Origin of the sequence: Allosalinactinospora lopnorensis (assembly GCF_000981225.1) — a bacterium.
GTDB lineage: Bacteria > Actinomycetota > Actinomycetes > Streptosporangiales > Streptosporangiaceae > Allosalinactinospora > Allosalinactinospora lopnorensis.
Genome location: NZ_LAJC01000003.1, coordinates 25,313 through 38,349, shown reverse-complemented (window position 1 = coordinate 38,349; position 13,037 = coordinate 25,313). Strand labels below are relative to the sequence as shown.

13 protein-coding genes and 1 pseudogene are annotated in these 13,037 nt (G+C 68.8%); 9 read left to right on the top strand and 5 right to left on the bottom strand.

The genetic code is table 11. The features are described from left to right. Positions 1–94 precede the first annotated feature (94 nt). The 4 genes from VS93_RS01990 to VS93_RS01975 form a co-directional block, all read right to left on the bottom strand. Positions 95–655 carry a TIGR03086 family metal-binding protein gene (locus tag VS93_RS01990; RefSeq protein WP_046468314.1) on the bottom strand — a complete coding sequence of 187 codons (561 nt, stop codon included), beginning with the start codon at positions 653–655 and terminating at the stop codon, positions 95–97. A gap of 98 nt (positions 656–753) precedes the next feature. Further along, positions 754–1,161 (bottom strand): VOC family protein, encoded by a 408-nt coding sequence (locus VS93_RS01985; protein WP_046468313.1) that lies wholly within the window; start codon positions 1,159–1,161, stop codon positions 754–756. Next, complete coding sequence (locus VS93_RS01980; protein ID WP_236700292.1) at positions 1,158–1,565, bottom strand: SRPBCC domain-containing protein; 408 nt, start codon at positions 1,563–1,565, stop codon at positions 1,158–1,160. The genes VS93_RS01985 and VS93_RS01980 overlap by 4 nt, the downstream gene beginning before the upstream one ends. A 124-nt stretch (positions 1,566–1,689) precedes the next feature. Then, positions 1,690–2,058 (bottom strand): ArsR/SmtB family transcription factor, encoded by a 369-nt coding sequence (locus VS93_RS01975; RefSeq protein ID WP_046468312.1) that lies wholly within the window; start codon positions 2,056–2,058, stop codon positions 1,690–1,692. Between the two features lie 415 nt (positions 2,059–2,473). Here VS93_RS01975 and VS93_RS01970 point away from each other — a divergent pair, with 415 nt between their 5' ends. The 9 genes and pseudogenes from VS93_RS01970 to VS93_RS01930 form a co-directional block, all read left to right on the top strand. Beyond that, positions 2,474–3,883: a sugar porter family MFS transporter gene (locus VS93_RS01970; RefSeq protein WP_269082786.1), complete on the top strand. Its 1,410-nt coding sequence runs from the start codon at positions 2,474–2,476 to the stop codon at positions 3,881–3,883. 634 nt (positions 3,884–4,517) lie between these two features. Next, positions 4,518–5,039 carry an RNA polymerase sigma factor gene (locus VS93_RS01965; protein ID WP_046468310.1) on the top strand — a complete coding sequence of 174 codons (522 nt, stop codon included), beginning with the start codon at positions 4,518–4,520 and terminating at the stop codon, positions 5,037–5,039. Continuing rightward, a complete protein-coding gene (locus VS93_RS01960) occupies positions 5,036–5,416 on the top strand; it encodes a hypothetical protein (RefSeq protein ID WP_046468309.1) in 381 nt (126 codons plus the stop codon). The genes VS93_RS01965 and VS93_RS01960 overlap by 4 nt, the downstream gene beginning before the upstream one ends. Then, positions 5,413–6,159 carry a hypothetical protein gene (locus VS93_RS01955; protein ID WP_046468308.1) on the top strand — a complete coding sequence of 249 codons (747 nt, stop codon included), beginning with the start codon at positions 5,413–5,415 and terminating at the stop codon, positions 6,157–6,159. Before VS93_RS01960 ends, VS93_RS01955 begins: the two co-directional genes overlap by 4 nt. Before the next feature lie 443 nt (positions 6,160–6,602). Then, positions 6,603–7,148 (top strand): MarR family winged helix-turn-helix transcriptional regulator, encoded by a 546-nt coding sequence (locus VS93_RS01950; RefSeq protein ID WP_046468307.1) that lies wholly within the window; start codon positions 6,603–6,605, stop codon positions 7,146–7,148. After that, positions 7,141–7,977: a DMT family transporter gene (locus tag VS93_RS01945; protein WP_046468306.1), complete on the top strand. Its 837-nt coding sequence runs from the start codon at positions 7,141–7,143 to the stop codon at positions 7,975–7,977. The genes VS93_RS01950 and VS93_RS01945 overlap by 8 nt, the downstream gene beginning before the upstream one ends. A 329-nt stretch (positions 7,978–8,306) precedes the next feature. Then, on the top strand, positions 8,307–8,714 hold the full coding sequence (locus tag VS93_RS01940; RefSeq protein WP_046468305.1) for a DoxX family membrane protein: 408 nt from the start codon (positions 8,307–8,309) through the stop codon (positions 8,712–8,714). Between the two features lie 116 nt (positions 8,715–8,830). Further along, positions 8,831–10,948 carry an aminodeoxychorismate synthase component I gene (pabB, locus tag VS93_RS01935; protein WP_046468304.1) on the top strand — a complete coding sequence of 706 codons (2,118 nt, stop codon included), beginning with the start codon at positions 8,831–8,833 and terminating at the stop codon, positions 10,946–10,948. Positions 10,949–11,026: 78 nt separating this feature from the next. Continuing rightward, positions 11,027–11,709: pseudogene (locus tag VS93_RS01930) on the top strand (metal-dependent transcriptional regulator); the annotation flags it as partial. Between the two features lie 92 nt (positions 11,710–11,801). On the opposite strand, the gene VS93_RS01925 reads toward VS93_RS01930, so the two are convergent. Beyond that, positions 11,802–12,995: an SDR family oxidoreductase gene (locus VS93_RS01925; protein WP_156184646.1), complete on the bottom strand. Its 1,194-nt coding sequence runs from the start codon at positions 12,993–12,995 to the stop codon at positions 11,802–11,804. Between the last annotated feature and the right edge of the window lie 42 nt (positions 12,996–13,037).

The following is a 13,037-nucleotide window of genomic DNA, read 5'->3' as shown; positions in this document are numbered from 1 at the left end:
GGGTTTGTGGACCGGCCCCACAGGACGGTCCGGTCCCGGAACCGTCCCGTCGGCCGCCGTGAATGCGCGGCCCCGGGCCTTTGGGGAGCCCGCCTCAGTTCCGGCGGCCGGACAGCGCGAGCAGCCGGGTCTGCGGGTCGGCGTCGTCGGGGACCGGGACCGGTGGGGCGAATATCGGAGCACCGCCCAGCCCCTGTTCCTCCGCCCATCCCAGCACCGCATTGGTCAGGGCCGGGTCGAGGGTCTCATCGGCGCCGATGGCGCGCGCCAGGTCCCAGGCGTGCACGGTCAGATCGAACGTCATCTGCCACAGGTACAGGGAAGCGTGCGCGTCCCCGAAGGACAGGTGCACGGTGCGTTCGGTCGCGCCGGGCTGCAGCCACGCGTTGCGCGACTCGCGGGAGGCGACTTCCCAGGTCGCTATCGGGTTTTCACCGAGGACATCACCTTCGTAGCGGTCGCCCGCCTCCTCGATTCGCCCGCCCGCGAGCAGGAACGGCACCCAGAGCTGCTCTCCCACCAGGTGGTTGACCAGGTCATGGACGTCCCAATCGGTGCACGGAGTGGGCTCGGCCCATTGCGTCATCTCCACGGCGCGCACGCGGTGGTCGAACTCCCTCATGGCCTGGACGTGCAGATCGAGCAGGTCCGACATACCCAACTCCTTCCTGACGCCGGCATCAGCTGTACCAGGGCCTGCCTACCGATCATGCCCCGGGCACAACCTCCCTGCCGCCGAAACGAAGCGCGAGGTTAGCTGCGGCCGGCCATCTGCTGCACGGACCAGCCGTTGCCGTCCGGATCGTCGAAGAAGACGAAGCCGACGTTGTCCAAGGGATCGCCGCCAGGGATCGGGTTCTCCCCCATGACCTGCACATCACTGACCTTCACACCTCGCTCGGCGAGCTGGGCGCGCGCAGCGCGGATATCCGGGACCACCAGTTGCAGACCCTTGAGCGAGCCCGGATCCATGAACTCCACGACCCCTTTCCCTATGACGATCGAACAGTCCGAGCCGGGAGGGGTCAGCTGGACGATGCGCGACTCCTCGCTGATCCTGGTGTCGTGGTCCACGTTGAAACCGAGTTTCTCGGAATAGAAGGCCTTGGCGCGGTCCACATCCGATACGGGAACGACCACGACCTCGAGCGTCCAGTTCATGGCTTGCCTCTTTCCTTTGCCGTGCTGTCCGCGCGGCGGAGCATTCCGGTGAGCATCTCATCGAGCCGCACGTAGCCTTCGGCGACACCGCGTTCCATCGGAGAACGGACCACGATGTCGCGGACCTCCTGCGACGGATAGAGCAGCGTGCTGGTCAGCGTGGTTTTATCTCCCTGCTCGGCAAGAACGTGGGTGACCAGCGACTCGCCGGGATACCAGTGGTCGTCGAACGACTCGGTGTAGACCAGACGGCCGGGTCGCGCGATCTCGCGGTACACACCGCGGGCGCCCATCTCCGTGCCGCCGGGACCACGCCACACGAAACGCCAGGAGCCCGCCACGCGCAGGGAGACCTCGCAGACGACCAGGTCCCAACCGCGCGCGCCGTACCAGCGCTTGAGCAGCTCGGGCTTGGTCCAGGCATCGAAGACCAGACGGCGCGGCGAATACCCGCGTCATCACGATTTCGGTGTCCGTCGGCGTCGTTACCGTCAGGGCTTCGACGTTCCTCATGGGTGCTCCCCGGCCCTACTCCGTACTGGTGCCCTCACCGGTTTTGAGTTCGTCGAGCAGCGCGTCGAGGCGCTGGTAGCTCTCCTCCCAGTAATCGCGGTAGTTCTCGAGCCAGTCGGTGGCCTCCCTGAGGGGCCGTGCCTCAAGTCGGCACGGCCGCCGCTGGGCATCGCGACCGCGGGAGACGAGGCCGGCGCGCTCCAGCACCTTGAGGTGTTTGGAGATCGCCGGCTGGCTCATGTCGAACGGTGCGGCCAGTTCCGTCACCGTGGCCTCGCCCGCCACCAGCCGGGCGAGGATCGCCCGCCGGGTCGGATCGGCGAGCGCCGTGAACGTCGCGTCGAGGCGTTCAGGGGTCGCATTTAAATAACCATTTCGTTTCATAACCTATTGGTTTTATACATGTCGACACACGGCCTGTCAAGGGTCAGTGGCACGCTGGCCGGCGGCGTAACCGCGTGTTCGGCGATCGGGTCCGCCGCACGGGCGCCGGAACACCTCATCAGAGCGGGCGAAGCGGAGACCGGAGCGCGCTCACCGGGAGCGTGACCAGCACTCCCGCAATCCCCGACCATTCCGCCTCTTTTTGCTCTCTATCGATCGGACATATGCATGTTCCATGTCATAAGAGTGTCGTGTATGGTTCCTAACCGTGAATTTCTCCTTCATGAGTCATCTCACAAAGCGGTGTTAGCTACGCGCTTCGCTCAGCAGGGGTGACGCCCATGAGGGGACAGCTACGCGACCAACGGGCCCCGCTCGGAAGCGCCGGGTGACAAGGGGCCGGCTAGGAGCAGCCGTGCCAGTAACGGATTCAGCGGCGGAACAGGCCACCCGGGGAGGGCGTATCGCCCAGGTGACAATGATCGCCGGGGCGGCGGCGATGGGCGGGTTCCTCTTCGGCTACGACAGTGCCGTCATCAATGGCGCCGTCGACGCCGTCCAGAACCGTTTCGAGGTGACCGCCGCCGTCATCGGTTTCGCCGTGGCCGCGGCACTGCTGGGGTCGGCGCTGGGTGCGGGTGTCGCCGGTGCCCTGGCCGACCGGTTCGGACGTATCCGCGTCATGCAGATCGCGGGCCTGCTGTTCGCGCTCAGCGCCGTGGGATCGGCGCTGCCGTTCACCATCTGGGATCTGACGGGCTGGCGCGTGGTCGGGGGCATCGCCATCGGTATGGCATCGGTGATCGCGCCGACCTACATCGCCGAGGTCTCACCCGCGGCCTATCGTGGTCGGCTCGCCTCACTGCAGCAGTTCGCCATCGTGCTGGGGATCGCCGTGTCGCAACTGGCCAATTACGGCCTGGCGGCAGCGGCCGGCGGCAGCGCGCAGAACATGCTCGGCCCGCTGCAGGCATGGCAGTGGATGCTGGGTGTGGAGGTGCTTCCGGCGCTGCTCTACATCGGTTTGAGCCTGACCATCCCCGAGTCTCCCCGCTACCTGGTCCGCATCGGCCGGGAGGACCACGCGCGCCGGATCCTCGCCAAGGTCGAGGGCGGCGATGTCGAGCAGCGGATCGGGGAGATCCACGAGGCGCTGGGCTCTGAGGTCCGTCCTAGGCTCCGCGACCTGAAGGGCAGGTACGGGATGCTGCCCATCGTATGGATCGGTGTAGGACTGTCGGCGTTCCAGCAGCTGGTCGGCATCAACGTGATCTTCTACTACTCCTCGTCACTGTGGCAGTCGGTGGGCATCGAGGAGAGCAACTCCCTTCTGCTCAGCCTGTTCACCTCGATCGTCAACATCATCGGCACGTTCATCGCGATCGGACTGGTCGACCGCATCGGCCGCAGACCGCTGCTGCTGGTGGGATCAGGGGGCATGGCCGTGGCACTGGCGATGACCGGGTACGCCTTCAGCCACGCCACCGTTGTCGGCGAAGAGGCCTCACTGCCCTTCGTATGGGGCGCCGTCGCCCTGGCCGCGGCCAGTTCGTTCGTGCTGTTCTTCGCCCTTTCCTGGGGCGTGGTGGTCTGGGTACTGCTGGGCGAGATGTTCCCGGTGCGGATCCGCGCGGCCGCGATGGCGGTGGCGACGGCTGCCCAGTGGATCACCAACTGGCTGATCACCGTCACGTTCCCGGCCCTCCGGGACTGGAATCTGTCCGGCACCTACATGATGTACACCGCCTTCGCGGTTCTCTCGTTCCTGTTCGTGTGGAAGTTCGTCACCGAGACGAAGGGGAGGACCCTGGAGTCGATGGGCTGATTCGCAGTTCAGGGAGCCTTTTCTGCTCCTCGGTCGGGGCTCCGAGACTCGATTGGGGACAAATGGGGGCACCACACCCCTTCACTTCACGGCCCCGCGATCGGGGAACCGCCCTCTGTGCAGGCAGCCACGGAGGGCCCCGACCGCGGGGCCGTTTCTGAGCGCGCAGAAGGCGGAGGGCGCAACGCCAGGAGGGCATACGCCCTTCGCGGGTACCCCGGGACCGTACGCCAGGCGCCGACCGGGATCCGCTGACGTCCCACCGGGCACCGCCGGGATGCGTGCGGCCGGTGATAGCGCCCCCTGCCGCCTCTGAGCTCCGGCCCCAGCGATCCGGCCGTAGAGCTCGCGGACAACGATCGGCAATACCCCGCCGGGTCGGTGCGGGTGCGGCGGGCGGTGCGCGGTGGCCTCTCGTTTGTCGTGCGTCGCCTGGGGAGTAGGTCGAACCCGTGTGTTCGCGGTTCCGTTGGGCTTCGCAAGAAGAGTTGACCACCGCCGCCGGGGAGGCCGTGGAGATTTCGCTGTGGCACGTAACAAATGCGGGTGTCTCCGACATTGATGGGTGACATCGACCGGAAGGGGATTACCCGATGGCCAATGACGACGATGAGGCGCAGCAACGCGCGAGGGTGTGTTCACCCGGTTCTTCGAAGCCCACTACGACCAGGTCTACAACTACGCCTGGCGCCGGATCGGCCCGGACTACGCCGATGACGTCGCCGCTGAGGCGCTGACCGTGGCCTGGCGCCGCTTTGCCGAGATTCCCGCGGATCGGCCGCTGCTGTGGCTGTATGGGTGCGCGCGCCGGATCGCGCTGGCCAAGCAGCGCGAGATACGGCGCCGGGGCGAGGCCTTTCGGCTGTTCGACGAGACCGGGAGCGGCCTGGCCGCTCCCGATGACTGCGAGCAGATCATCCAGCGCAGCACGGCGCTGTCCGCGCTGGCCGGGCTGAATTCCTCCGAGCGCGAGCTGGTGATGCTGGTCACCTGGGAGGGGTTGGAGCCGCGCGAGGCCGCCAAGGTCGCCGGCTGCTCCCATGTCGCGGCCCGGGTGCGGCTGCACCGGGCGCGCAAACGCATCGAGTCCTCGCTGGCCGACACCGGCGCTTCCACCCCGCGCACCGCCGCCACCGCTGTGAAGGAGACACGATGAGTGACACCACCATCTTGCGGGACCTGCTGAGCCGGCACGACCCCCGGGCCGGAGCCACCGTCAGTGCCGAACAGCGCAACCAGGCGCGCATCAATGTCCTGGCCGCGCAACACGCGGATGCCGCGCCGGCCGGGGCGCGGTCGCGGTGGGTGCTGGCCTTTGGTGCGGTGGCCGCGGCGGCCGGGCTGGCGGCGGTGGCCGTTTTCAACGGTGGTCTTGGCGGTGAGCCGGCGGTGCCCGCGGCCTATGCCGATCCGCCCCCGCCCCTGAATATCCGGGTGGACTCGCTTGAGGACGGCAGTGCGATGCTGCTGGAGCTGGCCGAGAAAGCCGAGGAGCAGTCACCGCCCGCCGACGAGGGCGACGTCGCTACGTGAGCACATCCGAGATGGAGCGGCGCCAGGTGTCCAGCTTCGAGGGCAACGAATCCCCGCACGCGCGCAGCAGCGCGTTCATCCCCATGGACCGCGAGATCTGGCAGTCCCCGGACGGCACCTGCCGCGTTGCCGAAAAGCCCGGCCCGCCCAAGGAAAAGACGGGAGACCACACGGAGCACTCCGAGTTCCTGGAGCTCAACACCAGTGATGAGACCCACGGGCCGGGGGAGTACTGCAACCCGCTGGAGGAGCTGCCCACCGACGCTGTCGCGATCAAGGAGGCGCTCCTGGACCAGGGCGATGGCACGACCGCTGAGGATGATATCGGCACTCTGGTGGAGCGCCTCAACAACACCGTCTACACCAAGCAGCCTGTCCAGCCCGCGAGCCAGGCGGGAATCCTGCGACTTCTGGCCGAGTACCCGGAGGTGCGGTTCGCCGGGCGGACCGAGGACCGCCTGGGACGCTCGGGCATGCTCTTCCAGGCGGAGAGCGACGGCGAGGCCAAGGACCGACCGCCCTTCCAGTACCGGCTGATGTTCGACGCCGAGACCGCGCGCCCGCTGTACTACGAGGCGGTCCAGACCGGCGAGCTCTCCGAGGAGAAGAAGAAGGAACTGGAGGACTCCGGCGTCCACCCGCCGGAGGACTTGGAGAAGTACGGCCTGGAGCTGCCGCTGCTGCAGTCCTACACCCACTACATGGCCGCCCAGTGGGTCCCCGACCTCGAAACCCGACCCTGACCCTGTTCCCGGGCGCCCCCGGGCGCCGCCGCGGCACTCGTCATATCACTCATTGGCAACCCTGCCAGCACGGAGGCCGGTTCCCTCATCGGGGCCGGCCTCCGGTATGAGTGCTCTCAGGAGGATTCGGGGCTTCACCCCGATCGGTGCTGAAGATCGGCAAGCCCGATGACCGACCCGGAGGTACACAAGCTCGTGCCGCCCGGTGTGGACGCATCCGGCACCTGATTGACGCGGCCGTTCCCCGCACCGGCCTGACGCCGAGCCGTAGAACACTGACCGCCCGGCCCCGGAGAGCGCGCCGCCGAAGCCCGGAACTCCTCCGGGCGGACCTCGGTCCGTCCCGCCCCGCGGGTAGCTGTGACCTGCCCAACGCAGAGGTGGAAGATCCCCCACCTCTCTCGAAGATTGAACGGCCAGACCAAATCTGATATGCATGAGTCATGCATGATAAATACCGGACAGCGAACCTCCTAGGGGCCTCCTCGCTCGCGCTCAGCGACCTGCTGGTGTCCGGCGCCACCGCGGCGGCCGGGACAAGCACCAGTGGGGCGGCGGCCCTGGTGACCTTGTCTTTCGATCCCGGGCTGAGTGTGACCGAACTGGGTCGACGCGTCGGGCTGAGCCAGCCGGCGGCCGCGCGCATGGTCGAAAGCCTGGAGAGGCAGGGGCTGGTGCACCGCGAGCGCACCTGGGGCCGCTGGGTCGCGGTCCGGCCCACCGACACGGGCATCCAGGCGGCCCGTAGCCTCCTGATCTCTCGGGGAGAGGCATTGCGCGGGGCGGTGGCATACCTGGACGAGCGGGAACAGCAGCAGCTCGAAACGCTGCTGAGCAAGCTTCTCGCCGGCCTCTACCGGGAACCGGGCGACGCCGAGCGGCTGTGCAGGCTGTGCGACCGCAATGCGTGTCTGGCTCGGGGAGCCGTCTGTCCCGTGGGGCAGGCCGACCGTGAGTGCCGTGCCCGCCGGGCCGAGGACGATGGGTGAAGGATCGGCGCTGGCTTCGGCGTTGTGTTTCGGTCTCACCGACATCTTCGCCGGCCTGCTGGCGCGCCGGGTCGACAGCGCGGCTGTCGCCCTGGTCGGCCAGGCGGCGGGAACGGCTCTCATGCTGGCCGCCGCCCCCTGGGTCTTCGCTCCCGACGTCAGTGCCACCGCCCTGGGATGGGGAGCGCTGTCCGGTGTGGGCACCGGCCTGGGCGCGGCCTATCTGTTCCGTGTTATGGGCATCGGGCGCTTCAGCATCGTGGTGCCCCTGAGTGTGGTGGCCGGGATCGCCCTGCCGGTGCTGGCCGGAGTGGCACTGCTGGACGACCGTCCAGGCGCCCTGGCATGGGTGGGGATCGGTACCGCACTCCCAGCGCTGTGGCTGACCACCCGCTCGGGCGGCATGCCGGACGGCGTCGCTATGGCCGGACTCCGCCCGGCACTGGTCTCCGGAGCCGCCTTCGCCCTGCAGTACACCGCCCTGGCCCAGGCCGACACGTCGGCCGGCCTGTGGCCGCTGGTGGTCAACCGAGCAGTGTCGGCACTGGTGATTCTTCCTCTTGTCCTCTCGCGGCCCGCGCGCCTGCGCATGCGCGTTCCGTTCGCCGCGGCCTCCGCGGCTACCGGTGTCGTGAGTATGGCGGCGATCACCGCATTCGCTTTGGCCGGCCGCGAGCAGATGCTCTCGACCACCGTTGTGCTCACCTCGATGTATCCGGTCGTCCCCGTCTTCTGGGGACTGACCGCACTCCACGAACGCCTCACCCGTTCCCAGGTCGGCGGTCTGCTGTGCGCCGTAGCCACCGTCGTCCTGATCTCTCTCGAGTGACTCCGTCCTCCCGGGGGAGCGGACGCATCCTGACCCGGCCGCCCCTGGCGCTCTCCCCTGCGCTGGAGTCTGGTCGACGTGGCCGAGTTCTTGACCTGGTTTCGCGCCTCCCACTCCTGCGCTCAGATGCCGAGGTCGCCTGGCTGGGCCTCACGGAACCGTCGACCGCCTTGCCCGCCCTGCTTGCTGGGGAGGGGAAGACCGGTATCACCACTTCCCACAATCCGTGATATTTGCCTTACTGTGCGCTAGAATTTGGGTTTGCCCAAAGAGCATCGTCTCCGACCGGAGCCGCGAAGCGGCGGGCACACGCGAATTTGGAGATCCAGATGGATGTCATCGCGATCATCGGCCGTATCGTCTTCGTTCTGATCTTTTTGTCCTCGGGCGTGAACCACCTCATGAACACCTCCGCTATGGCCGGATACGCCGAGTCCAAACAGATACCCGCTGCCCGGGCCGCGGTGATCGCCAGCGGTCTGTGGATCCTGGTCGGCGCATTGCTCGTCCTGCTGGGGGTGTGGGGTGACCTCGGTACCCTGATGCTGTTCGTCTTCCTGCTGGCGACCGCCGCGCTCTTCCACGGATTCTGGACGGAGGCGGACCCGGCCATGCGGCAGAACGAGATGCTCCACTTCCTCAAGGACGTCTCCCTCGCCGGTGCGTCACTCCTGGCCTTCGTCCTGTACTCCGAGGAGGCGATCGGCCCTACCATCACCGGTCCGTTGTTCGGGTAAGCCGCGTCCACCCGGCTCATTGTCTTTGGGCCCTTCCCCGTAGACGCGCCCCCTCGCTCGGGTTCCCGGTGAATCCGCCGTAACCTGGGGAGCGCATCGGGGAAGGAGAGCGTGGCATGCGCGTGCTGCTCGTGGACAACCACGACTCCTACACCTACAACCTGTTCCAACTGCTCTCCGGGGTACTCGGCAGCGAACCGACCGTTGTGGCCAACGACGCCCCCCGATGGGAGCACATCGACCCGGCCCGCTTCGACGCCGCCGTCATCTCCCCGGGGCCGGGGCGCCCCCAGCACGAGCGCGACCTGGGCGAGGCGCCGCGGGTACTGGCCGTCCCCGACCTGCCGGTTCTGGGGGTCTGCCTGGGGCACCAGGCGATCGCCCACCTGGCGGGGGCGCCGGTCATGTCGGCCCCGGTTCCGCGGCACGGCCATCTGACCCGGGTCCGGCACACCGGATCGGGGCTGTTCACGGGGGTGCCGCAGGGCTTCGCCGCCGTCCGTTACCACTCGCTGGCCGTCCCGGGGCCGCTGCCCGCCCCCCTGGAGGCGACCGCGTGGGCGGAGGACGGCGTGATCATGGCGCTTGAGCACCGCGCTCTTCCTCGCTGGGGAGTGCAGTTCCACCCGGAGTCGATCGCCACCGAGCACGGGCGGGAACTCGTCGCGAACTTCGCCGGCCTGGTCCGGCGTACACGCTCCCGGTCCGAAACCAGGAAAACAGCGTCCCTCCAGATGGTGACCGAAACCCGTGACAGCGCCGTGGCGGCTGCGTCTCCACTCCCTGACCTGGCCTCCCGTCCGGGTGCTCTGTCCGAAACCCCGACCGTGAATGGAGACCCGCTCACCGCCGGGCCCGTCCGTTTCCGGGTACTGCCGGGCGCGGCGGACACCGAACGCGCCTTCGCTCACCTCTACGCGGCGTCACCGTACGCGTTCTGGCTGGACAGCAGCCGCACCGGTGGGACCGCGCGGTTCTCCTTCCTCGGTGACACCAGCGGCCCGCAGGGCGAGGTGCTGACCTACCGGGTCGGAGACGACAGTGTCACCGTGCGGGGCCGAAGCGCCGAGCGGCGCGAGGCCGGAACGATCTTCGACGCACTGCGCAGGCGGGTGGCGGAACGGCCGCACCGCACCACCGGCCTGCCGTTCGATTTCGCCGGCGGCTATGTCGGCTACTTCGGCTATGAGCTCAAGGCGGACTGCGGCGCCACCGCGACGCACCGTTCCTCCACACCCGACGCCGTCTGGCTGCGCTGTGACCGATTCCTCGCCGTCGACCACGCCGAGGACCGCACCTACCTGGTGACCGTGGGGGAGGACGACGGAGCCGAGGCCTGGCTGGACAGTGCCGAGGCGGCACTCGCCGCCCTCCCGCCCCTCCCGTCCGGCCCCGGTACCGCCCCCGGCGGCACCGAACCGGAAGCCCTGCTGGAGCGCTCCCGCGAGCAGTACCTCACCGACGTCAAGGAGTGCCTGGGCTACCTCACCGCGGGGGAGAGCTACGAGATCTGCCTGACCAACCGGCTGCGCTTTCCCGCCCCAGCGGACGACCTCGTCTTCTACCGCCGACTGCGGGTCGCGCGCCCCGCGCCGTACGCGGCGCTGCTGCGCCTGGGGGAGGTCAGCGTGCTCAGTGCCTCCCCCGAGCGTTTCCTGCGCATCGACACCGACGGCGTCGCCGACAGCCGGCCGATCAAGGGCACCGCGCCCCGCCACCAGGATCCCGCAACCGACGCGCGGCTGGCCGAGGAACTGCGCACCGGCACCAAGACCCGCGCGGAGAACCTGATGATCGTCGACCTGCTCCGCAACGACCTGGGGCGGGTGTGCGAGATCGGCAGCGTGCGGGTCCCGGCGTTCATGTACACCGAGTCCTACGCAACTGTTCACCAGCTCGTCTCCACGATCCAGGGGCGGCTGCGCCGAGACGTCGGCCCGATCGACGCGATCAGGGCCTGCTTCCCCGGCGGCTCCATGACCGGTGCGCCCAAGCTGCGCACCATGGAGATCATCGACCGTCTGGAGTCCTCCGCGCGGGGTGTCTACTCGGGCGCGCTGGGCTGTGTCTCCCACAACGGGACCACCGATCTGAGCATCGTGATCCGGACGGCCGTACGCAGCGGTGGCGAACTCGTGGTCGGCGCGGGCGGCGCGATCGTCCTGGATTCCGACCCCGACGACGAGTACGAGGAGATGCTGCTGAAAGCCGCCGTCCCGATCACCGGTATCTGAGGGACCGGATTCCCCGCCTCCGAGGGGCTTCCGCGGTCGCACCGGCCATATCCGCTGGCACGCGGTACCGTGTCGGCCATGGGGAATGACGCATCCGGTCGGCCGTCCACCTCCGTCGAGGACTATGTGAAGGTCATCTACGATCTTCAGGAGCGTGGCTCAGGCCCGGTGACCATATCCGGGATGGCCGAACGGTTGGCGGTGTCCAATTCCTCGGTCTCCGGCATGCTGCGCAAGCTCAGCGAGCTGGGGCTGGTGGAACATCAGCGCTACGGCGACGTCCACCTCACCGACACCGGAACCAAGGCCGCGCTGGCGGTGCTGCGCCGGCACCGGCTCCTGGAGACCTATCTGGTCGAGGCGCTCGGCTACTCGTGGGACGAGGTGCACGACGAAGCGAGATCCTGGAGCACGTGGTCTCCGACAAGTTCGTCGAGCGCATCGCCGATTACCTCGGCGATCCGCGGGTGGACCCGCACGGCGACCCCATCCCCACCAGCGAGGGCGAGATCGTCGAGCGCGAGACCTTCCTGCTCTCCGAGGTCGCCGCCGGAACCGCAGGCGTGATCGTCCGGGTCAACGACACCGACCCCGACCTGCTGCGTTACCTCGCCGAACAGCGGATCGGCATCGGCATGCGCGTCGAGGTCGTCGAGCGCCAGCCGTTCGGCGGCTCCCTGATGATCCGCGTCGGTCCGCCTGGCGAGCAGCGCAACCAGCCCCTGGGGCTTGTCGCGGCGGAAGCCTGTGGCTCGCCTCCAACCACTGACCCCTTCGCGTGCGGCCGGTCGCAGGAGCGGCCCCATCCGTCCGCAAAGGGATCTTCGGTTTCCTTCGCGCCTACTGCGCCGGATTAATCTCTCCGTCTGAATCCCTCCGGGGATATCCTCGCCTTCAGGCGGAGGAGGAAACGGCAAGCCCCACCGGGAGCACGGCTACTCGGACAACCTGTCCCTGATGCGCCGGCTCGGCGTTGCCTCGACCTAGCGGGCCCCACGCTCTCAGCGGCGGCGCCTCCGCAGGACGGCGGCCGCCCCAGCGCCCGCCCCCAGCACCACCGCGGCGGCGGCGTCGCGGTGACGGCTGAGCCACATCTGGCACTGCGCTGCCGGGACTCGGCGATGAAAGGGCCTCGGGCGCCGAAATCGGCACCCGAGGCCCCCGAGTCCACCGGAGAGTAGAGGTTGTCGGCACCGCCGGTGGCCTCTTCCTCGCGTTCCTGCGCCTCATAGGCGGTACGGGCCAGGTAATGGTCGAGCAGGCGCGGGGCGATGCGGGAGGCGAGCACCGTGGCCATGGTCGAGCCGCCCACCCAGTACTCGCGGCGGTAGGGGCGTCGCGCGGCGAACGCCACCGCCCGCGCGGCCACCGCGGGATCGAACACAGGCGGCACCGGCCGCGGCCGACCGCGCAGCCGGGAGCGCACCCAGGAGAATTGCGTCGTGTTCACCGCCGGCAGGTGCACCTCGGTCACCCGGACCCGGCTGCGCTCGCGTAGGAGTTCGGCCCGCAGCGAGTCGCAGAACCCGCGCACGGCGTGCTTGGCGCCGCAGTAGGCCGTCTGCAGGGGGATTCCGCGGTAGGCGAGCGCGGAGCCGACCTGGACGATGACCCCCCGGTCGCGCGGGAGCATGTGTTCCAGCGCGGCGTGCGTTCCGTGCACGTAGCCCAGGTAGCACACCTCGGTGACGCGGGCGTACTCGTCCGGCGTGATCTGCGTGAAAGGCGCGATGACCGAGGCCATGGCCGTGTTCACCCACAGGTGGATCTCGCCGAAGCGGTCCTCGACGTTGGTGGCCGCCTCCGCGACCGCCTTGGGGCCGGCCATGTCCACGCTCAGCGCGAGGGCTCTGCGCCCCGCCCTTTCGACCTCGCCGGCCGCGGCGTCCAGCCCCGCCTCGCCGCGTGCGATGAGCGCGATGTCCCAGCCCGCGGCCGCCAGCGTCCGGGCCACCTCCCGGCCCACGCCGGCGCTCGCCCCGGTCACCACGGCCACCCTCGGCGGCGCCCCATCCCGTACCGCGCTGCCGTCCGGGTGCTTCGTCATCTTTTCCGTCCACGCTGATCGGCACGTTCCCTCGTAGTCGGC